This window comes from Autumnicola psychrophila, from assembly GCF_031846645.1.
GTDB classification, from domain to species: Bacteria; Bacteroidota; Bacteroidia; order Flavobacteriales; family Flavobacteriaceae; genus Autumnicola; species Autumnicola psychrophila.
In genome coordinates this window covers 205323-230013 of the sequence record NZ_JAVRHN010000002.1, presented here as the reverse complement: position 1 = coordinate 230013, position 24691 = coordinate 205323, and the positions used below count along the sequence as shown (strand labels likewise).

Genomic DNA, 24691 nt, shown 5'->3' with positions numbered 1-24691 from the left:
TTTGTTTAAGTGCCATTCAGTTTTATATATCCTCCGTCTATTGGAAAATCTGTTCCGGTAATAAAAGCAGCTTCATCCGAGGCGAGGTACACCGCTAAGTTAGCAACTTCTTCCGGTTTTCCCATGCGACCCAAAGGTTGGGTTGCAGAAAGTTTTTCGAACATTTTTTCTTCCTCTCCGGGATAATTTTGCTTTATAAATCCATCTACAAAAGGGGTATGCACCCTCGCAGGAGAAATGCTGTTACATCGTATACCGTATGAAATATAATCTTTTGCTATGGAATAGGTCATGGTGAGCACCGCACCTTTGGTCATGGAATACGCGAAACGATCTGCCACCGCCACAGAAGAAGCTATTGAGGCAATATTAATAATTGTACCTTTTTGCTTCTCTTTCATTTTTGAAATACAGGCCTTAATACAGTTGTAAGTGCCTTTAATATTCACATTGTAAAGGCGATCCAGGTCGGCTTCTTCGGTTTTCTCAATATTCCCCACATGAGCAATTCCCGCATTATTCACGAGGATATCGATATTTGCCATTTTCTCTACTGCACTTTTTACTGCAGCCTGACTGGTAATATTACAGGTATGGACAAATAATACTTTTTCCTTTTTATTTAATTGAGAAGCCAGTTCTTCTCCTGCTTCTGTATTAATTTCAAGAATATGCACTGTAGCTCCCTGGGCAATAAAAGCTTCTGTTATGGCTTTGCCGATCCCGCTGGCTCCTCCGGTAACTACGGCCGTTTTATTTTTTAAGCTGAACTTCTCCATTGCTTTGATGATTATTCGAAAGAACTGTTTCTTCTAAATCTGAAAGCCATGCGGTTCCATTTGGATAAGCGTATTCCTGAAGGGAAGCGGGTTTCATGGTAATGCTGTAGCCTGGCTGTTGGGGCAGAAGGTAAGCACCATTTTTAATCATTACCGGATCCTCAAAATGTTCATGCAAATGATCAACATATTCAATTATGCGATCGTCCAACTTTCCGCTAATTGCAATAAAATCTATCATGGCCAGGTGCTGTACATATTCGCAAAGCCCCACCCCGCCTGCGTGTGGACATACCGGTATATTATATTTATTTGCCATTAGTAAAATAGCCAGAACTTCGTTTACCCCACCAACACGGCAGCTGTCTATCTGGCAAATGCCAATGGCATTGCTCTGCATTAGCTGTTTAAACATAATCCGGTTATGGCAATGTTCACCTGTAGCTACCTGAACAGGATCTACATTGCGCGCAATTTTGGCGTGGCCTAAGATATCATCTGGACTTGTTGGCTCTTCAATCCACCATGGCTCAAACCGGGCAAGAACTTTCATATTTTCGATGGCTTCATCTACATCCCATTTTTGGTTGGCATCCATCATCAACTTGAGGTCTGCACCTATTTCCTCTCTGATGATACTCGCTCTTCGTAAATCGTCTTCAAGATTGGAACCCACTTTCATTTTTATGTGTTTCCAACCTTCGGCTTTGGCCTCACGGCAAAGTTGCCTTATTTTTTCATCGGAATATCCCAGCCATCCCGCAGAGGTAGTGTAAGCAGGATAACCTTCTTCAACTAAATGCTTAATGCGCTCCTGTTTGGTAGCTTCCTTTTCCTTAAGCATAGAGAGTGCTTCATCAGGAGTAATAGCATCTGTGATATACTTGAAATCTATACAGGATACCAGTTCTTCCGGAGACATGTCTGCCAAAAGTTTCCATAATGGTTTGCCTTCAGTTTTTGCATACAAATCCCAAACAGCATTAACGACGGCACCAGTGGCAAGATGTATTACGCCCTTATCAGGGCCAAGCCAACGTAGCTGACTATCCCCGGTTATCATCGTCCAGAAAGCACCCATATTTGTTGTGAAAGATTCAAGGGTTTTATTTATTAGGAGAGGTGATAAAGATTTGATGGCTTTGGCACAAATTTCATTACCCCGACCGATAGTAAAAGTAAGACCATGGCCTTCAATATTATCTGGATGATCGGTTTTTAATATGACATATGCCGCTGAATAATCAGGATCGATATTCATGGCATCAGATCCAATGAAGTCTCTGCTTGTAGGGAAACGCACATCGTGTACTTCTATATCAATTATTGTAATTGGCTTTTTCATGGTATTAATTTCTTTCATATACCCGTTGATAATCCTGAAGATATTCTGTGGGCGTATAATTTGTTATCGCCTTAAACTGTCTGTTGAAGTTGGAGAGGTTGTTAAACCCCGATTCATAGCAGATATCTGTAATAGTATATTTTTGTTCCAGTAACATTTTACAAGCGTATCCCACCCGTATTTCATTAAGGTAGCGGGAAAAGGTTTTTTGGCTTACTCGCTTAAAAAAACGGCTGAAGGCAGCCGGATTCATATGAGCAATTTCTGAAACATCCTCCAGAGAAACAGGTTTTTTGAAGTTGTTAAATATATAAGAGTAAACTTTGTCTAAATTGTTATTGTCGCTTTGATGAAAAGAATTTAAAAAACCTGAACTTGAGAGTAATACTGAATTTCTGGATTTCGATAATAAATTTAGAACTTCCAGCATCTTGAGGACACGACCAAAATCATCAAGCTCCACCATCTTCATAATCTCCTGAATAATTTCTTCATTTTTATCTGTGAATTTAATACCGTGTCTCGCTTTTTCAAATAACTGCCCGATGTGTTTCATTTCTGCAGTATTGAAAAAGTCATGGCCTAGAAATTCCTGTTTAAAATGAACTGCTACTGCTTCAGCTTTCAGCTCGGAACCTTCAGCAAAATATGCTTTGTCATTGAGCCACATATGAGGCAAGTTTTTACCTAAGAGTATAATTTCTCCTTTGCTAAACTTTTCTATATTGTCCCCTACAAATCTTGTTCCTGTGCTTTTCAAAATTACCACAAGTTCCAACTGTTCATGGTAATGCCACAGCTTTAAAAAATTTGAATAGTTGTTATAGTGAACAGAAAGGGATTTGTTGCTAAGATCTGTCCTGTCTAAAAAGTGTAATTTCATAATATGAATCTCATACTTTATCTTAAATAAGTTCTACTTCAGGAAATTATGATAAAATTCCTGAAGTAGAAATACACTTTACACTCTAATTAACATCAACTCCAGGTTACAGAAATTATTCCTCCCCGGGTATTATTGCATCCAGAAGATCGGGATACAAAACTTCTCCAGTTTCACGGTCAAAAAGGGCAAAGCCATTGGCATTATCATCCCCATTATCCCAGTAGAAAGGTACCAGTCCATGCTCCATGGCAGATGTCGTAACGTATTCCATGTAATATTGGCGATACTGTTCATGACCATCAACATTGGGACGGGAGATAGCGCCATATTCACCTAAAATCACACCTATTCCATTATCTATGAATTCAGTTTTCATTCTGTCAAATTGATCATCAACATAAGATTCGTTCGCCCAGTCTTCAGATTCTGATGCGTCATCTCCCCATTGATAAACATTACTTTCGGTGTTTAAAGTAAAGTTGTAAGGGTCGTAATAGTGTATTTCCATCATTAGCCGGTCATCAACAACATCTTCAGGAATTTCGGCGAAATTAATGGTATGGTCAATATTGGTATTAAAGCCCTGTACCACCAGATGACGATAATGGTTCCTTCCGCCGGTAGCTCTTACGGCATCCACAAAAGTTTGATTAAATCCGTTTTGCACGGTATAATATTCTTCTGTAGGCGTTCCATAATCACCTTCTACCATTACTTCATTTGTACCTGCAAACAGAAGCCTGTCGCCATAATCCCGGAAATTAATAGCGATTTGTTGCCACATAATTTCAAGACGGTTATTCACATACTCTTCATCGTCATAGGTAGGCTGCATCCAACCGTTGTCCCAATGGATGTTGACAATGGCGTACATATCATTATCCAGGACTAAATTTACCACTTCTTCCACACGGTTCATCCAATCTTCTGTAATAACAAAATTTTCTTCATCTGAAAATTTACTCCACGCTACTGGAATACGTATCGCATTAAACCCTGCTTCCTTAACAGATTGGATCAATTGCTCATTTACTACTGGATTACCCCAGGCCGTTTCCCCGCCAATAGCATCAAGCGAATTTCCCAAATTCCACCCTATTTCTATTTCATTGGCAAGTTCAACACTCGTTAGGGCACGCATATCTGTTTCATCTGGTGGAATAGTAGCTTCAACAGGTGGTGCTTCGGCTGCGGCTTGTGTTATTAAAATATCCTGCGTGTCATCTTCAGTAGAAATGGTTAGGATGGCAGTTCTTTCTTCAGTTTCTCCATTTGCCTCTGCTGTAACTACTACATCACTTGTTTCCAATCCGCTTTCTGTAGATAACGACAGCCAGTCTGCATCACTCAAAACCGTCCACGCGTCACCACTGGTAACTTCGAAAGTGTTTTCACCTCCCATAGCTTCAAAATCAATGCTCGTTGGGGATACCGCAAATTCGATTGGATCGGGTGGTGCAACGGTTCTTGATCCTTCATCGTCTTCTGAGCAGGAAACTAACCCACTGCATATAAAAAGTGCTGTGAATATGCTAAAGGCACTAAATGCTTGTTTTTTCATAACTATTACTTTTAATTAATAATTTTTTACTCGATCTCAATATCTACTTGTTGCAAAATGTTCCTTGAGGAGTTTCCTATTTTAAGGGTATATGTGCCGGGTTCAACTGTCCACGATTTATTATCCACGTTGAAATAAGACAGGTCTTTAACCGGTATTTTAATGGAGACTGTTTCTGAACTTCCTGTTGAAACATTTACTTTTAGGAATCCTTTCAGTTCCTGTGCAGCACGTTCTATCTGGGAATCAGATTTTGAAACATATACCTGTACTACTTCTTTACCATCTACTTCTCCAGTATTTTGTACCTCTACATTCACAGTGATCGTATCGCTCTTTGTGTATGCTCCTTCTTTGTCCACTTCCGGATTATTAAATGCAAAGGAAGCATAGGAAAGTCCGTACCCAAAAGGATAAAGCGGATCCACATTTTTAGTATCGAACCAGCGATAGCCTACTAAGATTCCTTCATCATAAGTTGCTGTTTCATCTCCGGGAAAGCTGTTGGTGGCGTGCGCAGGAGAATCTTCAAGTTTTTTAGGCATAGTCCAGGGAAGTTTACCGGATGGATTCACGTTGCCCAGAAGCACATCTGCAAGAGCATTTCCACCTTCAGAACCATTAAACCAGCTCCACACGAGCGTCGAAGTTTTTTGATCAATGTTTTCAATATCAAAAGGTGCTCCGGCAATCATTACTACAATGGTATTCGGATTGGCCTCTATTACCTTCTCAATTAATTCTTCCTGTCCAAACGGTAAATCCAGGCTTGCCCTGTCTGAAGCTTCCGTTTCATAATCACGATTAGAACCGGCAAATATTATAGCGACATCAGAATTTTTAGCCGCATTCACGGCCTCATCTACCAATTTCGGATCAAGTTCATCAATGGTGACAGGACCGTCCAAAGTTATATCACCAAGCTTGGCTTTTTCTGTTTTGGAATAGCGCTCGAGGTAACCTTGCGCATGGTTGATTTGTACCGACTCGGGTAATCTGTTCTTGAGACCTTCCAACGGAGTTACCTCGCGTTTCGTTTTAACGCCTGCTCCAAAACCTCCCAAAGCATTTTTCTTGGTAGCGTTGTCACCTATTACTGCAACGCTTTTAATGTCGTCCAACTTCAAGGGTAGCATATCATTTTCATTTTTGAGCAGTACCACCGATTCTGAAGCTATGTCATAAGCATCCTCAAAATGCTGCTCCGCATTTCTGCTGCCTTTTGCACGACTGGTAGAATCAATACTTTTAATATTATACATTACTCTGAGCACTCGTCTTACATGCTTGTTCACTTCTTCTTCAGAAAGTTTACCTGCCTGTACAGAATCAATTAGGGGCTGAGCAAAGAAATATTCATCAAAGGGAGCATTGGTTCCCATTTCCACATCGGCTCCGGCCTTTAACGCTTTTACGGTGCTATGGATGGCATTCCAATCCGAAATTACAATACCTTTAAAACCCCATTCATCTCTTAGGACATCCTGAAGCATGTACTCATTTTCGTTGAGATAATCTCCCCGGAGTTTATTATATGCACCCATTACGCTATAAGCATGAGCATCTTTAATGGCTGCTTCAAATGCTGGAAGATAAATTTCCCGTAATGTCCGGTCGTCCAATTGAACATCTACAGTACCACGGTTTGTCTCCTGATTATTGACCGCATAGTGTTTTATACAGGCAGCCACGTCATTGTCCTGAACCCCTACGATATAAGGAACTGTTATCTGCTTGTTCAAAAATGGATCTTCCGTGAAATATTCATAAGTACGTCCACCTAATGGAGTTCTTATAATATTGAAAGCAGGAGCCAATAAAACATCTTTATTTCGGTCTCGTGCTTCTGCTCCAATAACATTTCCAAAAGTATATGCCAACTGCGGATTCCAGGTAGCCGAGAGCCCGGCACCTGCGGGAAGGTAAGTTGCGTAGTCGTTCTCCCAACCTGCAGGCGCCCAGGAGTCACGGGAGATCTCTTCACGTACTCCAAGCGGTCCGTCTGCCATTGTTAGTTCAGGGATTCCAAGGCGTGGAATACCTGAAGTGGCAAACATACTGGTGCCGTGCAGCATTCCTGCTTTTTCTTCTAATGTCATTTGAGAGATCAGGCTGTCGATTTCATTTTCATATTTCATACTCAGAGGCTCGCCCTGGAATATTTCCTTTTGTTCTGCGGTTTCAGGATTGCTTTCAATGGCTTCCGGGCTTTCGCCACATGCTGTAAAAGCCGCAAGGCTAGCAAAGCTCAGAAAGGTGAATATGTTATTTTTCATAATAATGTAAATATGGAATGCGTTTTTAATTCCTTTTCAGCTTAAGATTTATGCCTTACGATTTATAGTTTTTTGAACCTTATCGCTGCTCCTCCACTTTCACCAAGTTGGAGCGTAAGATTATCTGCGGCTGTTACTTCTTTGGTGGTAATTTTTACTTCCGAAGGGTTGTTATCTAATCCGGTTCCTTCGGCATCTGCATATATCTGAGCTTCGTAAGTTGCTCCTTCATCGAGAAAGGATAGGGAAATTTCCAGATCGCGTGCATTTTCATCGGTAATACTTCCCAGGTACCAGTCTTCACTATCTATATCTTTCCTTACCGTGGTGATATAATTCCCAATTTCGCCATTGAGAACTTTTGTGTCTTCCCAATCCATTGGCACATCTTTCAAAAATTGGAATTCTGGTTTGTTCACGTAGTTTTCCGGTAGATCGGCCAACATTTGTATTGGCGAGTATACAGTTACCAAAAGGGCCAATTGTTTGGCTGAAGTGGAATGTACCCTTCTGCCGGGATAACCCTGGCTAACCTCCACATCCAGAATTCCGGCAGTGAAATCCATAGGACCAGCAAGAAAACGGGTGAAAGGTAAGATGGTGACGTGATCTGGAGGGTTACCTTCGCTCCAGGCATTATATTCTATTCCGCGGGCCCCTTCTCGCGCCAGCATATTAGGATAGGTGCGTCTTTCCCCGGTGTCTTTTATAGGTTCGTGGAAAAGTACATTCAGGTTATACTCTGCCGCTTTTTCAAGTACATATCTAAAGTAATTTACCCCAAATTGACCGTGATGCCATTCTTCCATATTTAGCATAGAACCAACGTGACCAATTTTTACATCATGAATTCCAACTTTGTTATAAAGAGCAAAAGCACTGTCTATTTGTTGTAGATAATTGTCAATATTTGAACCTGTTTCATGATAACCGATTATACGTACGCCATTTTCCGCAGCATAGTCCGTTACTTCTTCCAGATCAAAATTGTCTGCTTCTTCTGTAAAACTGAACTGGTGCAAAGCATTCTCGTACCATGATGGTGTCCAACCTTTGTTCCAGCCCTCAATCAACAAATGGTCAATTCCGAGCTGATCAGCATAATCAATGTGTTCTCGGGCGTTTTTGGTGGTTGCTCCCTGGTTTTCACCTTCCCAAAAAGTGTATTTTCCAATATGCATTCCCCACCATATTCCTATATATTTTACAGGCTCTATCCAGCTGGTATCTTCAATTTTATTGGGCTCATTAAGGTTTATAATGAGATAAGAAGTAATAAGATCTGTTGGTTCTTCACCTATCTGGATTGTTCTCCAGGGAGTGGTAAAAGAATTTGTAGTACGAACCTTCACTCCGTCTGCCCAGGGAACCAAATTAGCTTTTAGCTTGGTTCCTGAAATGTTTTCAAGAGTCATACTGGCAAAATCTGTCAGGTTTGCTTCATGGAAGCTAATTGCCAGTCCGTTTTCACTCTCTATAGTGAGCGGTGTATGAACGGTATCCAGTTCACTCACAGGAGAAGCTTTATAAAGGTTCTCATAACGTTGTTCGTGATAGGCAGGAATCCACCAGGCTTTTCCTTCATCTTTTAAACTGAAGGTGGTAAGCTCGTCCATAATAAAAATACTGTCGTTGATTCCCTGCTCCGGAAAAACATATCGGAAAGCAACTCCATCATCAAAAGCACGAAATTGTACCTGAAGTTTCCGTTGTTTTTCGTTTTTCTCCTGAAGGTTTACAACCAGCTGATTGTAATGGTTCCTGATGTTTTTCTTCTCTCCCCAAACCTGCTCCCATGTTTCGTCATAGGAAGATTCTTCTACAGAAGCAATTTCAAAATTACTGCTAAGCGAATCATTGTCCCGGAGAACAAAACCCATTTCTGAGGGGGAAATAATTTCGGTATCACCATGAGAAACAGAATATTTTGGGCTGTTGCCAGAAAGTTCAAACCTTATTTTATTCTGTCCATCGGGCGATGCTATTTCATGAACATCTTCTACCTGTTGTTGTCCACAGGAGATTAATGAAATTAGAAGTGCGGAGACTATGCTTAATCTTTTTATCATTTTTGTATTTACTTAAACTTGGTATAATAATATTTTACTTCTGCCACTGGGTTTTGAAAGTTGTTTTTCCGCTTAAAGGATTTTCTGTAACTTCAAAGTTGTTTCCTTCTTTTGAAATGTTAATGGTTTGTACAGCATCTCCTTCCGGAAGGAAAATTTTTCCTGAAGCAGAGTTTGTTCCTTCAGCAGCAAAAACTTTTAGATCAAGATTTGACCAATCCATCGCCTGGGTAGATTGTGCCAGTTTGATATGTGGAATCACCGTCCCGTCTTTTACCAAAACAATTATAGGAATATCCCCGGCTTTTATGGTGTGCCAACCGCTTTCATAAACTTCTTTTGTCTGATAATCAATCCATTTTCCTTCTGGCAAATAAACCTGCCTTTCGGAAACTTCTTCAAAAAGTGGGGCAACCAACATGCTTGATCCAAACAGGTATTGATCGTCCACCAGCCATGAACCCGCATCATCGGGATATTCCACAAACAATGCGCGCATCATTGGTAGTCCATTTTCTGAACTTTCTTTTGCCTGGGCATAGATGTACGGCATCAATTCGTAACGCATATTATCGGCTTTTCTGAAGGCTTTCAGGAAGCTCTCATTATAAAGCCAGGGCTCTGTTGGTGGCTCCCCGTGGCTTCTTACGTGTGAAGAAAGCATTCCGAAGGGCGTCCATCTTCTGTAAAGATCTTCAGGAGCTGCGGTTACAAATCCACCCACGTCATGGCTCCAGAAACTGAATCCACTCAGCCCGAGGGAAAGTCCACCGCGAAGGGTTGCAGACATAGCTGTATTTGTAGTAGCGGCGTCTCCACCCCAATGCAATGGGTAACGCTGACTTCCAGCCCAGGTGCTACGAGCCCAAATTAGGCTGTAGCCTTTTTCCTGTTTTGTCAATTCTGCCACCGCTTTATTGTAGCGTAACGGATATAGGTTGTGCTCATAAAATCCTGTACGACCGGAATGGTAAATTCCATTAGCCGGTGCTGCTTCTCCAAAATCTACTTTAAAAACGCCAACTCCCTGGTCAAACAGGTGCCGGAGCTTGCCCTGGTACCATTCCACTGTCTCTGGATTCGAAAAGTCAAGCACGGCATCTTCATAAGGGATATTCCCTTTTCGATCTTTAACGGCAAGTTCGTTTTCTACGATTTCATCAAAAAGTGTATTTTTTGGAGTGAAGTAGGGGAGTTGCCATAAAGAAACATGGAAACCGTCCTCCTTCATATCTGCCATCATATCTACTGGATCATCAAACCGGTCTGCAGCAAATTCATAATTGTTACGCCAATCGACATCAAACCAGCCGGTATCAAAATGAATCACATCGCTGGGAATCTCATATTTCCGAAGGTTGCTGGCAATTTCACGACCTTCTTCTTCAGAAAAATAGGTGATACGGCTCATCCAGAATCCGAAAGACCAAAGCGGGGGCATTTCGGCTTTTCCGGTTAGATCTGTGTATTCATCAAGAATGTCTTTAGGTTCTCCAAGGAAGAAGAAAAGATCTGCTTCATCATCGCCCAGCATCATGTTATTGGCTGCATTAAAATATTTTCCGAAGTCAACAGTAATAGGAGAGGAGGTATGCATAAAAACTCCATACCCACGGCTACTCATATAAAACGGAATAGGTTTATACATGGTTTCATTTTGCACCCCGTTGGCATCATCTACCCAAAGCACCACTTTTTGTCCGCGTTTGTTGAATTGCGTAAAAGATTCACCCAATCCGAAGATTTTTTCTCCTGGTTCCAGGGTTAAAACCGCTGCCATGCTTTTTGAATAATCACTATTTCTTCGAACATAGGAAAATGGCAGTACCGGAGTATAAGTATTTTCTGTGTCTGAAAGATGTAAAGTGCTGGTCAATAATTTGCCATTTTCGTCATACAGTTTTACATGCCATGGCTGCACCAGAATTTCCACCCTTCCGTGTTCACTGGAATATTGATGCCCTCCTTCTATTTTTGAGTAGCTCCATGCTTTCGGATTATTAGGAGCTGTACCGTTAACCAACATCAAAGATTCCTGCTGATTGTGAAACTGCGGACCCGAAGCCATTTTTATTCTTATTGTACGATCTGATACAAACTGGACCTGGAAAGGCAGTTCGGGTGATGATTCATATTCAGTAGCAGGGAATTCATTTGCTTCCACAGGAATGGGCCTCATCAGCATATTATTAAATGCCTGCCGCGTTTGAAAATCATGACGGAGGTATTTTACCGTCCCAATTCCCGTTTCAGGATTAAAAGAAGCAAGTGAGTCTGCAAGGTAGAAAGTATTGTTATAATCAAGGAAATCCTTGCTAACATCAACCGGAGTGTTAAGGATGTCCACTTCCTGGATCTGGGCAGTGGCACTAGTGGAACCTATAAATCCAAAAGCCAGTGCTAAAACTGTTTTGCTGATTCCATTTTTACTCATCTTCAGATTATTTTTGATATAATTCATCTTTTATTCAAAGTTTATTGTTGTAGTTGCCGCTTCCAAACCTTCTGAAGTTGCTGTTAACTCTACAGAACCTGCATCTTTTCCAGACTGAACGATCACAAGTACCTTTCCGCTAAGGGCAGAATGTTTTGTTCCTTTAAAAGATTCATGGTTTGTAGGGTCACCACTTGCTACTCCCACGATTTTTCCGCCTTTGCTTAGCTCAAAATGAACTAAATTATCTGCCCTGGGAGCTAAAGTACCATCTTCATCTGTAATGGTAACGGTAATAAAAGAAAGGTCCTTCCCGTCAGCTTTAATGGTCTTCCTGTCGGCTTCCAGGTTTAATTTAGCTGGTTCTCCAGCGGTTTTGATTTCCTTTTCAAGGACGATATTGCCATCTTTTCGGGAAATTGCTTTTAAAGTTCCTGGTTCATACGGGAATCTCCACATCACGTGCAGGTCATCTCCTTTTTTTCTTTTAATTCCTTTGGATTCTCCGTTGACGAAAAGCTCTACTTCATCGGCATTATTGTAATAAGCCCAAACATCTACCGTTTGTCCTTCTTCCCAGTTCCAGTGTGGTAAAATGTGCAGTACATCTTCATTGGTCCATTCACTTTTGTACATGTAGTAGGAGTCTTTTGGGAATCCCGCAAGGTCAACAATTCCGAAGTAAGAGCTTCTTGAAGGCCATGTGTAAGGAGTTGGTTCTCCCAGATAATCAAATCCGGTCCAGATATAAAATCCGGAAAGAAAATCGTGCTTTTTGATCACCTTCCAGGTTTCTTCATGTGTAGATCCCCACGGGGTCCTTACCTGATCAAAAGCTGAAATCGTATTATCAGAATTTCCTCCGTCAAATGGAATGTCCCAGCGTACCGGCCAAACCTTAATAGTATCGGACGGAAATTCGTAATACCCCCTGGTCGCTAAAGCCGAAGTGGTTTCGGTGGCGATAAATGGAGTGTTCGGAAAATTTACCTGGTGTTTGGGATATGTTTGATGCGCATAGTTGTAACCAATAATATCCAGAGCTCCCGAACCTGCAAGGGCATTTGGCTGCTGTGGTTCATCAAACTGAAGGGTCACATCCTCATCACCGGTGTGGATGGGCGGGTTCATGGCAGCTGTTATAGGTCTTGTGGAATCAACATTACGGGTAATATTTGCCAATTTTCGACCTAGTTCTGCACCACGTTCACTCCATTGCTCCGGAATTTCATTTCCTATGCTCCACATAAAGATGCTTGGATGGTTGCGGTCCCTTAAAAGCATATCTGTATGATCACGCTCGTACCACTCATCCCAGTGGTTGCTATAATCGTATTCAGTTTTGCCCTGTTCCCAGATATCAAAAGATTCATCCTGAACGATAAAGCCCATTTTGTCACAAAGGTCCAATAATTCTGGGGCAGGAGGGTTGTGGGCAGTTCTAATTCCGTTTACGCCCATTTCCTTCATGATTTCCAGCTGGCGTTCTATGGCCCGCGTGTTAATTGCCGCACCCAAAGGCCCAAGATCGTGGTGAAGGCAAACCCCTTTTATTTTCGTTTGCTTTCCGTTTAAAATAAAACCTTCTTCAAGGTCAAATTCAAAGCTTCTTATCCCAAAAGGTGTTTTATATTGATCTACAACTTCTCCGTCTATAGAAATTTCTGTGACTGCTGTATAAAGCTGGGGCTCTTCTACAGACCATAATTTTGGATTTTTAATGCTGGTGCGTTGCGTTATTTTTTCTTCGGAATTTCCATCAATTTTTATTTCTTCTGAAACAGAAGCAACCTCATTTTCTGCCTGAAAAAATGTAGTGCGAATAATGGCAGTTTTCGACTTTGGGTAGGCATTGGCAATTTTCAGTTCAATGTTTACTGAAGCACTATCTTTACTTACTTCCGGGGTAGTAACGAAGGTTCCCCATTTTGTCACATGCAGTTTATCTGTAGTTATAAGCCATACATTTCTGTAAATTCCGGATCCTGAATACCAGCGGGAATTGGGCTGTTTAGAGTTGTCAACTTTTACAAGAAGTTCATTTTCCGTTTCGCCATAGTTGAGATAGGGGGTAAGCTCGTACTGAAAGCCCATATATCCATTTGGGCGTTTTCCGAGGTAATTTCCATTGATCCAGACTTCGCTATTATGGTAAACCCCGTCAAACATTACAGATGTCACTTTTGTGCTGTCTGTTTCCTCTAATGTGAAGGATTTTTTGTACCATCCCAATCCTCCCGGCAAGGCTCCGCCACCTGTACCTGCGGGATGCTCAGGACTAAAGTCCCCTTCAATGCTCCAGTCATGAGGAACATTTAAAGTTCGCCAATTTGTATTTTCTGAAATGGTATCGGTATCCTGAACAGAATCGTTCAGGTGGAATTGCCATTCTGAGTTAAACGCGATTTTTCTTTCTTCAAAAGCAGCTTTTTCCTGCTCATCCTGACAAGATACCAGAGAACAAAGAAGTAATAAATATAAAGGGTTCAGTTTTCTGAAATTCATATAAAAATCTTCTAAAATTATCAAAGGTAAAGCTGAACCATTGAAGTGGGAAGTTATAACTCTGGAACTTCAATTTCAATGGTTCAGCAATTTATACTAAAAGTTATTAAATACTACTTGAACTTCAATTAGTACATGATAATTTCATCAATGGTTGCCGAAACAGCATTCATATCTGTAATATCAGTGCCTATTCCAACTACATCTATAACAAAAACAAATGTTCCCTGAGCGGCACTTGGCGCCTCATAAGTTACTGTATAAGTTCCGTCGCCATTAACGGTTACTACAGTGCCATCCCCCTGAGGAGCCCAATCTCCATCAGCAAAATAGATCTTTGCATCATAAGTCCCAGCGGCATCTTCATTGAGTGTTATTCCATCTAAGGTAAAAGTGACTTCTATCTTTTCATTAAAAGCGATATCGGAACGGGTTAGCCCGGGATCACTCTTTGTAGCTCCATACTCATTAAATAATTCCAGCCGCAGGTTGCCTTTTTCTTCGATGTCGCCGATTACTAATTTGGAGTTGTCAAAGTTTAATACGGTAGGTTCCGTAGATCCGTTTCCATTATCTCCGCCACTGTTGCCTCCTAAAATATAATGGAAAGCCAGCCACTCATCTTTTGATTCATCGTATAAAGTTCCTAACCAAATTCCGCGGGATACATCATCATAAGCTTTTATGACCTTTAAGGTGCTTGTAGAAGGACTTAACCCGTGGCCCTCAACCCCTAGTAAAGTATTTCCTGCCTCAAGTATAATTTCGTTATTTTCTTCATTAATGGAAAAAGTTCCTGAAGTTTGAACGCCATTTTGATTTCGTGTATAATTCATTCCACCCCATTGATCAAATCGTATCCAGGAGTTGGCTGCTAATTCATCCCAATTAGAATTCCATCCCCAGTCTCTGGAGCTGTCCGCATTTTCTGTCCACCCCATTCCTGAAGCGATCCAGTCAATTGGGTTGCCATTAGCGTCAAGTTGCCAATATCTTCCTGAAGATGGCCCACCTGTTAAAATCTGAAGTAATTCGCCAGATTCAAATTCAGGGTCAAAACCTTCATCTATTGTTGGTTCTTCTACTTCAGGTACATAATTTTCCTTATATTCTTCAGTGATGAAGTTATATACCAACATTGCAGGACCTTCATTGTTGCAGCCGTCTGGTCTCAACACTCCAAGTTGCATAGTATCATCTGTGAGGGAGAATATATGTACATTTCCCCAGTTAATAGCGCAAGCATCAACTCCTTCATTATGAAGAATACCGGCATCGGTTAGGGTAAGGGTATGATTGTCCTTATCAAGAAAGAAAGTTCCTGATTGTTCGCCTAAGTTTGCTGCCATCTGATGGTCAACAGTTACAAAAGGTCCTCCTTCAAGGCTAAAAGTCATAGAGCCATAATCTCCTGCAGGCATTAACCAGGTATTGCCAGCCCATTCGGGGCTCCAGTTCCAACAGTCACCGCCTTCTTCATAGCATCCTGTAGCGCCGCCATCCCATTCGCTTCCGCCTTCGAGCCATCCATTGTTGGTTCCATAAAAATACAATGGGCCGCCGAAATATGTTGAAGTTCCCTCTTCATCAAGATCCAGCAACCAGGTTTTAGATTGCCCATTACCTCCCGTTAATTTGGTCCAAAGTGGATCCTCGACATAACTAAGATTATCCTCTGTGACAGATATAGTTACAGGATCTACATCTACTACTCCTCCGGCAGTAATTACATCAAGGTTTATTTCATAATCTCCCTGAAAAGCAAAGCGTACCGTATCAACCGCTCTGGAAGATTTACCGGTTCCATAATTCCAAACCGGGGTGGCCCCGGGTGTATTAAATTTCAGGATCACCGTGTTTCCTCCGGCATCAATATCGTAATCCTGAATGACTTCAAAATCTATTTCTGAAGGGTCTAATTTGTCGCCCATGGAATATTCCTCGGACTGGCAGGAGCTTAGAAGTAAACCTACCAGAAAAAACCCGAACCATAATTTTAAATTTTTCATAACTCTGATGTTTAAATTGTTCTACTACCAGCCCGGATTTTGAATTAAAGCACCGTTGGATAGCGTAATCTGATTATTAGGAATTTGTTGTAGGCCCTGAGTTTCCTGAATGTTGGAAGCAGAAATAACTTTAGGGGTTTCAACACCTCCATTTAATAAAGTAGTATTTTCAGCAATTATCTCCGCTGCTTCGCTAACCCCTCTTCTTAAGAGATCCCAGTATCTGATTCCTTCCAAAGCAAACTCTAGCCATCTTTCATGCTGGATACGTTCCAGTGTAACAGCCTGTGACGTGAAATCATCCTGATAGGCTCTTTGGCGTACCTCATCAAAATAAGCCTGGGCATTGGGACTTCCTAGTTCTGCTGCCATTAGCAGCACATCTGCATAACGCATCACATAGAAATCCTGAAACTGACCAATCTGAAAATCAGCACCACCCAATTCCACTGCAAGACTACCGCCATCTTCTGTTGCCAAAGGAGTGTACTTTTTGGTATAATAGCCTGTATATTCACGCTGGTTTTCAATCTTATCAAAGGGAATCTCTTCTTCTTCGATGGCAATAATAGATGCTTCTTGTCTGGTGTCGTCTTCAGTATATGCATTGTATAACTTTGGATTTACCGTAATACCCCAGCCATTTGCATAAGGATAATGAGTAAATTCCCGCATTCCCAACATTACCATCCAGTGGTTACCATCCGTATTACCATTATAATCACTCGTGTATGTATGTTTAACCGAAAATACGATTTCCTCATTGTCTTCTCCGGCAAAATCTTCTAGAGATGCTGCAGGCCAAAGATTTTCATATTCAGGAACCAAGCCATGTCCACTGTTATTAATTACATTTTCCAGATGACCTAAAGCGTCAGATTGAGAAACCAATCCTACAAGATCTGCCTGGTCGTAATATCCTGTGTAGTAAAGATAAACTCTTGCCAGCATAGATTTTGCAGCCCATCTTGTTACTCTGCCAGATTCAACTGAGTTGTAGGATTGTACCGGAAGGTTTTCACTTCCAAACATAAGATCTTCAGCAATTAAAGTGTAAACTTCATCAGGATCTGCGGGTGGTACAATTCCTGAAGAAGGCTCTGTTAATAAAGGAATATTCCCCCAAAGCTTAACCATCTGGAAGTATAAATATCCTCTTATAAACCTGGCTTCAGATTCGTATTGAGTTCGCAATTCTGGATCCTCACTCCAGTCAATCTGGTCCATTTTACTCAAAAGTACATTACACCTGTAGACAGCCCGGTAATACTGTCTCCACAAGTTTTCGTATAAATTTGAATAAGTTGGAGCACGACTAATATCAAATTCATCCACCGCCTGGAAATTAAATGGATCTGCATTTCCCGCGCCACCAAACATATTATCAGATAGCACCATACTGGTTACAGGATAGCTTAAACCTCCAACTCCTCCCGAAGCAATTTGTAAGCCGTCATAGCAGCCAACTAAAGCAGAAAAAGCATCTTCAGGATTTCTGTAGAAATTTGAATCTGTTGTTTCTGTGATTGGTTCTGCATCAAGAAAATCTTCTGAACAGGATACTGTGGTGAGCAGCCCCAGGAACAGTAAAAAATAAATATTTGATCTTTTCATACTATTTTTTTTAAAATGTTACGTTTAATCCTACTAGAAATGTTCTGGGTCTTGGATAATAACCTAAATCCACACCAGAGGAAAAGTTATATGTATCACCTGATACACCATAGCCCACTTCAGGATCCATTCCGTTATAATTGGTAAAGGTGTAAAGGTTAAGAGCAGAGAAATAGAGCCTGAACTTTTCTATTCCAAAACTGTCTGTTACTTCGGCAAGATCATAACCCACTGTCAAATTGCTTAACCTAAGGAAGTCACCATCCTGCACATATAGATCTGAGAAATTTGAATAGTTTCTGTTGTCCAAAGTTACACGTGGAACAGTATTCGACGATCCCGGTCCTGTCCATCGTTCAAAAACAGCAGTGGTATAATTTGCAAACTGGTTGGCCTGGTTCCTATAGGATTGTACCAGCTGGTTTCCTGCAACACCATTGGCAAGCAGGGAAAAATCAAGTCCTTTATAATCAAAGGAAATATTAAAACCATAAGTAAGGTCAGGGTTAGGATCACCAATCTCTGTTTTATCGAGATCATTAATTACACCATCATTGTTCTGATCAACAAAGATTGCATCACCCGGTCTTGCACCTGGCTGAATAAGTCGGCCGTTCGCAGTGTAACTGTTAATTTCTTCTTCCGTCTGGAAAACTCCGCCGGTTTCCAGCCCCCAGAAGTAACCCAGAGGGTAGCCGCTTTGGGCTCTATAAAATTCCGGTGAGTTAGCGAAAAGCTGATTTGTTAAGCCATGAATGATTCCATCTACTGAAGGAATATTACCCACTTCATTTTTATTATAAGCACCATTAACCCCAATGTTAAAGTGGAAGTCCTCGCCAATACTATTATTATAACCGAGAGCAAGTTCAATTCCCCTGTTCGTAACATCTCCACCATTAATAAATGGCGCATCGGCTCCTGCTGTATCGGGTATTGGAGAAATAATTAACCAGTCTTTCGTTGTTTTTTCATAAAAATCAAGATTTACACTCAAGGTATTCATGAAGAACCGTGCATCAAGACCAAAGTTAATTTGTTGAGAAGTTTCCCATATAAGATCAGGATTTGCTAACCTGTTGGGAAATGCACCTGGGGTTTGAATCGCTTCTTCACTTCCAAAATTGTAATTAGTATTCATGAAAGTCACAGGAGCGAGATATTGAAAAGCACTGGAATTCTGATTTCCTACCTGTCCCCAACTCGCTCTCATTTTTAAATAACTAAAGATGTCTGAATTTCTAAGAAAATCTTCTTCCGTAGCAATCCAACCTACAGAAATGGAAGGGAAGTATCCCCAGCGATTTCCTGGAGCAAAATTCGAGGATCCATCTGCTCTAAAAGTGGTATTTAAAAGATACTTATCTCTGTAATTGTAGTTTATTCGCCCGAAATAAGACATCCTCTTGTTCTCGTTATTAGGTCCGCCTCCATTGCCCATTAGAGGAGCACCTTCAGAATTGAGCGCGTTATCCAGCCATGCATGTTCGAGATCATTGAAAATAAGATCTACGTTGTTACCACTTATATTGGTTCCCTGATAGCTATATGAAGAAGTACCGGCAAGAACCTCAAAGAGGTGATCTTCTGCAAGAGCAAAATTGTAAGTCAGTAAATTATCCCATAACAGTGAATATCCTTTACTCTGATTTTGGTAAACCCTGTCCCGGTTTCTAAAGGCGTATACAGAAAGTTCGTAGATAGGCTCATAAGAATGTCCTTCGGATGCAAAATAATCGAGTCCCAGACTTGTTCTGAATTTAAGATTGTCCATAAGCTCAAATTCTGCATAAACATTTCCCAGTAACTTCTGGGTATTATTTTCATTTTGGTTATTATAAACCATAGAAGCGTATGGGTTTGCCCAACCGCTTAGCCAAGGCTCGGTATCGCCGGTGGTATTATAGAAATCACCGTCGTTATCATAAAAGTAAACTGTTGGTGGTGTTCCAAAAGCACCACGCAAGCTATTACTGTATTGATTTCCAACACTAACCCCGTTACTATTAATATAGGAGAATGTAAGATTTTCACCAAATGTTACGAAACCATCATAAAGTTCGTGTTCTGAATTTAATCTGAAATTGATACGCTCATAATTAGAAAGATCTTCTCCGCCTACAATTCCTTCATCCTGTGTAAAGGATAAAGAAGAGGAAAAGGTAGATGTTTCACTACCGCCGGAAAATCCCAAATTATGATTTTGAGTAATGGCATTTTCAACAAACATCTCTTCTATCCAGTCTGATCCTTCACCAAGCTCAGCAATTTGTTCATTAGAAAAAATAGGAGAACTGCCGGAATTTAATGCGGCTTCATTGGTAATAATAGCATATTCAGTAGAATTTAGCATATCAATTTTATTGGGCACACTTTGAAAGCCGTAATAAGAATCAAAGGTGATTCTCGAGCTATTTTTTCTTCCACCTCTTGTGGTGACCAAAACTACCCCGTTGGAAGCCTGGGAACCATAGATTGCTGCAGAAGCAGCATCTTTTAAAATGGAAATGGACTCAATATCTGCGTTGTTAAGATAAGAGATATCCCCAGTCAACACTCCGTCAACCACATAAAGAGGAGAGTTGTTTCCGGTAGACCCAATCCCCCTTATCCTAACGTTAAGTCCCGAGCCCGGCTGTCCTGAAGTAGATGTAATCTGCACTCCGGGAGTTTGTCCCTGCATTGCCTGTAATGCGTTTGTAGTACTTCGGTTCTGTAGATCTTCCCCATCTACCTGGACGCTGGCACCGGTAACCAGAGCCTTTCTTTGCGTACCATAACCTACCACCACAATTTCGTCTAAAGCATTGGTATCTTCCTGCAGAGCAATATTAATTGTATTCCTGTTATTTACATCTACTATCTGTGTTTCAAAGCCCACGAAGCTAAACTGCAGTTGGGAATCTGCAGCTGCAGTAATGGTGTAATTACCGTCAAAATCAGTTACAGCTCCAGTTTGCTGTCCCACAATAGAAACACTTGCTCCCGGAAGAGGAAGGGTGTCATCTGCAGAAGTAACTGTTCCGGAAACCTCAATCGTTTGAGCAAACGAGAAAGAAAAACAGAAGAAACTAATCAGAAGCAACAAGTACTTGCTGCACCTACTTAAAGAAAAGAGGTAAAATTTTAACATTTTGATGAGTTGTTTTAGTTAATTTTAAATGTGATTAAGAGAGAATATTTCATATTATGAAATTGAAAAGATGATGTTTTCCTGAATATACTGCCAGTTTTTTGCGAAATGTCTAATATATTCATGATACGTTCAGGAAAATCTAACAAAATTCAAATATAAAGACAGCTTAATCCCTGTACTAAGAGTTTTTTTGCAGATAATAATACTTTTTTTGCCTATATATTTTAAACTGGGCTTTAGCAGCACACTTAATACCATAAAAACGCTTAAAGCTCTCTAAAAGAGCTTGTAGAACTACTTTTAAGGGGGGTGTTTTACTTCACGAAGAGTGCTGTACGAAGGAATTTGCAAATGAATAGAAAGTTTATCCTTACACCTACTGTAAATCGAAAATTGACGTTTTGGAGCCCACTCTTTGAAAAAGCTATGCACAATAAATTTCTTTGACGTAACTCACTTTACTTTCCCCTGTAAAAAACTTTTTCTATAAATTTAATGTCTTCCAGATGCCAGGAGCACAGAACAACGGCATCAAACAGGGAGTTGAGTCATTTAATTTCCCATTTAAAAGGTTATTGAAGAGATGAATTTTTTCCCACTGAAGTTAATAAGCTTATGTTCGTTTGTATTGAATTTAAATAAACCATACATTGAAACATATTCTCTTATTCTTTCAACTTGAAGTTTAGGTATTCCATAGTAACCCGTTTTGCCCTCTTTTTTACTGCACTCATTATTTTTTCGATCCTTTTATCGGGATATCTCGTTTTTAGGAAAGCATCAGGAGTAATTGTAGCATATTCTCAGGATCGTATTAATTACTCATCTGAAATGGCAGAGCAGGCTTTTTATGCATTGCTAAACGAAGTGTCGAATGATATAGCAGTAATAGCCAACAGTCCCACTCTTCAGGAATATGTAGATAATCCTTCCCATGAAAACACTGCCGACATAGATCAGCTATTTCGAATTTTACTTCAGAAAAAACCTTCCTACTTTCAAATAAGGTGGATAGGAGTCCAGGGTAATGGAAAGGAGATCATTCGCTTCGATAAAAGAAATAATGAAGTTTTTAAATCAGATACCTTACAGGAAAAAGGAGATCGGGAATATTATAGGAAAAGCCTTGAATTAGGGCAGGGCGAATTCTATTTTTCTGAAATTAATCTCAACGAGGAATACGGGGTTATAAGCGAACCATTAACACCTACCTTACGAGCGGCGAGTCAAATCTTTAATTCTGCGGGTCAACCTATGGGGATTCTGGTGATCAACGTTAATATGAATAAATTATATGAAACTCTTGACCGTATTGCAGGAAGCGACTACCAATTGTACTTAATTGATTCAAAAGGAGAGTATCTATATTCTCCGGCCGAAGAAGATCGGTTTGCAAGTCAGAGAAATAAAAGTCATAATTTTTATACGGATTTTAATGTTGACCCGGTAGAGAAACTTAGTAGCCACGAGAATTTCGATTTATTGAAGACTGAAAATCAAATTTATCTTTCCTCTATTAAGGAGCTGGAATATTTTAAAGGGAAAAGGAAGGTCTATTTAATTTCGTCCATAGAACAGCAGATCTTACTTGAAAGTGCCCGTGCAGTACGCCGATATAGCTTAAGAACACTTTTTGTTGTATGCCTGTTGTCTATTTTGGTTTCCTTGATTTTTACCAGTTTTCTTTCCAATAAAATAAAACAGATTACCCGGGCAATTAGTAATTATGAAAAAGGATTGAGTAATAATATTAGTTTGCCGGTTAGTAGGAAAGATGAAATAGGAATTCTTGCAAGTTCATTTGCCAAAATGAAAACTCGTATAGATGAAAATGTAGAGGCATTGAATCAATCTCTGGAAAAAGAAAAACATGCAAAAAAACAGCGGGATGAATTTTTGCAAAATATGAGCCATGAGATGAGAACACCTCTCAATTCGATTCTTGGACTTACTCAAATTCTTTATAAACATTCACCTTCTGAAGCTCAGCTTCCAATCATTAGTTCCCTCGAAAAAAGTGCAAATAACCTGGCCGGGTTGGTATATGATGTCTTAGATCATCAAAAACTGGTGGAAGGAAAATTACAAATCAGCCATCATTCAACAAATATTGCTAAACTTTTAAAAGATATTCATTCCAGTTATCAGTTTGAAGCAGTTCAAAAAGGACTGACCTTTACTTTAAGCCTGGATAAGAAACTTGAGGAAAACAAATTTAAAACAGATCCTCTCCGTTTGTCGCAAATAGTGACTAATCTGGTTGTAAATGCACTAAAGTACACACGGGAAGGTAAAATAGATCTGACCGCCAAAATTATAAGCTTTAAGACTGAGACTCCGGTTTTGGAAATAGAGGTGAAGGACACTGGAATAGGGATAGAATCTGAAAATATTAGTCGTATTAATGACAGGTTTTTTAGGGAAAAAGAAGATTTATCGGGTAGATATAGCGGTTATGGGCTGGGGCTTTCTATAGTAAAGCAATTAACAGAACTCTTTGGTGGCGAGTTACAGGCAAAATCTACAAAGGGGAGTGGTTCAGAATTTTATGTGACAATTCCTGTAACCATTGCCGGACAGGAACATATGAATAAAGATCAAGTTGCAAGACAAACTATCTCTCCCAGATTAGCTAATGTTTATAATATTCTCCTAATTGAAGACGATTTGTCTACAGTAGAATTAATAAAACATATACTGGATGATAATAAGATTACTTTACAGCAGGTAGACCATCTAAATGCAGCCGTGGAAATCCTGAATACCAGTTCTCCAGATTTGGTTATTAGCGATTTAATGCTGGAAGACAAGAATCTACAACCCATTCTAACGGATTGGGTAAACTTAAAAAAAATTAAGTGTCCGCTTGTTGTTGCTTCCGCTCTTGAACCTGGCGATTTGAAGAAAGTGAGTCCATTTTATTTTCAAAAACCGTATAATCCAAAAGATTTGAATGATCGTATATACCAGCTATTAGGAAAAAATGAATTTCCAATTCCTGATTTTTCTAATATTTACAGTAATTACGATAATGACTCTGATAAAGTTTCAAGGGTATTAAAGCTGCTTCACGAAGAGTTTCACACTTATTTAGAGCGTATTTATAAAGCTGCAGAAAAAGGAGATCAAAAGGAGTGGGAAGCTATTCTGCATAAGCTTATTACCCACATAAATAACCTTGCACTTCACGAATTTAGGGAAATATTACCTAAAAAGGTAGCTTTAGTAAATAGAGCTAAGCTGGAGACAATTCATGATCATTTTGCCTACTACCTGTGTTGCATTAGAACTGAAAGATATTCAATTTAATAGATCGATCTTCTTAAGCAATTCTTTTTCGTAACTGGTGCTGACTGGGATATGTTCTTTTTCAATCTGTATGGCATTATTATCAATAAAATCTATCTTGTTAAGATTAACAATATAAGAACGGTGGACTTTTTGAAAGAAATTCGGTAGTTTATGTTCAAGTTCTTTTAAGGTCATCAAGGTCAGGATTTTTCTATTTTCCATAAAAATCGAAATATAATTTCCTTCAGATTTAAAAAAATTAATTTCAGATAAATTAATTTTAATGAGTTTACTCCCTTCCTTAACAAAAATCCGTTCTTCTTGTTCCGTATGTCGGGTAAGAAATGAATGAGCTTTTTGAAAACCCTTATAAAATCGTGAGTAATTAACAGGTTTTACAAGGAAATCGACTATTTGATCATAATTATAAGATTCTGAAGCAAAGTCTTTATGCGAAGTAACCATTATCACCGGGATAGTGAAATCAAGAATATTGAGGATATCTTTACCCGTAATATCTGGCAGGTCAAAATCCAGAAATATCAAGTCAAAACGAGAACTATTAACAAGATTAATAGTTTCAAAACCTGAGACTGCCGTGCTAACATTTTCTATTCCTTTTGTCTTGCTACAAAAGTGCTCCAGTAAATCACATATTAAAGGATCATCATCAACAATAAGACACTTCATAGATTTATCAAATAAATGAATGGTTTCATCAACGAATATACCTATTTCATATAATAATTATTATTTGAAGGCTTTGATTACGTATTATTGAGTTGC

Annotated in this window: 13 protein-coding genes; 1 reads left to right on the top strand and 12 read right to left on the bottom strand. The window is 39.9% G+C overall.

Annotated elements, in window-relative coordinates:
* Positions 1-5: 5 nt before the first annotated feature.
* The 11 genes from RM541_RS03520 to RM541_RS03470 all read right to left on the bottom strand — a co-directional run bounded on the left by RM541_RS03520 (position 6) and on the right by RM541_RS03470 (position 20611).
* Positions 6-779, bottom strand: coding sequence for an SDR family NAD(P)-dependent oxidoreductase (locus RM541_RS03520; protein ID WP_311498840.1), 774 nt, complete (start codon positions 777-779; stop codon positions 6-8).
* Positions 754-2142: an L-fuconate dehydratase gene (locus tag RM541_RS03515; protein ID WP_311498839.1), complete on the bottom strand. Its 1389-nt coding sequence runs from the start codon at positions 2140-2142 to the stop codon at positions 754-756. Before RM541_RS03515 ends, RM541_RS03520 begins: the two co-directional genes overlap by 26 nt.
* On the bottom strand, positions 2129-3007 hold the full coding sequence (locus RM541_RS03510) for an AraC family transcriptional regulator (protein ID WP_311498838.1): 879 nt from the start codon (positions 3005-3007) through the stop codon (positions 2129-2131). The genes RM541_RS03515 and RM541_RS03510 overlap by 14 nt, the downstream gene beginning before the upstream one ends.
* A 115-nt stretch (positions 3008-3122) precedes the next feature.
* Positions 3123-4571 carry a cellulase family glycosylhydrolase gene (locus RM541_RS03505; RefSeq protein ID WP_311498837.1) on the bottom strand — a complete coding sequence of 483 codons (1449 nt, stop codon included), beginning with the start codon at positions 4569-4571 and terminating at the stop codon, positions 3123-3125.
* Between the two features lie 26 nt (positions 4572-4597).
* Positions 4598-6847 (bottom strand): glycoside hydrolase family 3 C-terminal domain-containing protein, encoded by a 2250-nt coding sequence (locus RM541_RS03500; RefSeq protein WP_311498836.1) that lies wholly within the window; start codon positions 6845-6847, stop codon positions 4598-4600.
* Positions 6848-6909: 62 nt separating this feature from the next.
* On the bottom strand, positions 6910-8916 hold the full coding sequence (locus tag RM541_RS03495) for a glycoside hydrolase family 97 protein (RefSeq protein WP_311498835.1): 2007 nt from the start codon (positions 8914-8916) through the stop codon (positions 6910-6912).
* 34 nt (positions 8917-8950) lie between these two features.
* Positions 8951-11350, bottom strand: coding sequence for a glycoside hydrolase family 31 protein (locus RM541_RS03490; protein WP_311498834.1), 2400 nt, complete (start codon positions 11348-11350; stop codon positions 8951-8953).
* A gap of 30 nt (positions 11351-11380) precedes the next feature.
* Positions 11381-13855 carry a beta-galactosidase GalB gene (gene galB, locus RM541_RS03485; protein ID WP_311498833.1) on the bottom strand — a complete coding sequence of 825 codons (2475 nt, stop codon included), beginning with the start codon at positions 13853-13855 and terminating at the stop codon, positions 11381-11383.
* Between the two features lie 128 nt (positions 13856-13983).
* Entirely contained in the window at positions 13984-15864 is a 1881-nt protein-coding gene (locus RM541_RS03480) for a copper resistance CopC family protein (protein ID WP_311498832.1), read from the bottom strand.
* Positions 15865-15888: 24 nt separating this feature from the next.
* On the bottom strand, positions 15889-17478 hold the full coding sequence (locus tag RM541_RS03475) for a RagB/SusD family nutrient uptake outer membrane protein (protein WP_311498831.1): 1590 nt from the start codon (positions 17476-17478) through the stop codon (positions 15889-15891).
* A gap of 10 nt (positions 17479-17488) precedes the next feature.
* Complete coding sequence (locus tag RM541_RS03470; protein ID WP_311498830.1) at positions 17489-20611, bottom strand: SusC/RagA family TonB-linked outer membrane protein; 3123 nt, start codon at positions 20609-20611, stop codon at positions 17489-17491.
* 681 nt (positions 20612-21292) lie between these two features.
* Between RM541_RS03470 and RM541_RS03465 the strand changes: the two genes are divergently transcribed.
* Positions 21293-23923 carry an ATP-binding protein gene (locus tag RM541_RS03465; protein ID WP_311498829.1) on the top strand — a complete coding sequence of 877 codons (2631 nt, stop codon included), beginning with the start codon at positions 21293-21295 and terminating at the stop codon, positions 23921-23923.
* On the opposite strand, the gene RM541_RS03460 is transcribed toward RM541_RS03465, so the two are convergent.
* On the bottom strand, positions 23915-24595 hold the full coding sequence (locus RM541_RS03460) for a LytR/AlgR family response regulator transcription factor (protein ID WP_311498828.1): 681 nt from the start codon (positions 24593-24595) through the stop codon (positions 23915-23917). The genes RM541_RS03465 and RM541_RS03460 overlap by 9 nt on opposite strands.
* Positions 24596-24691: the final 96 nt, after the last annotated feature.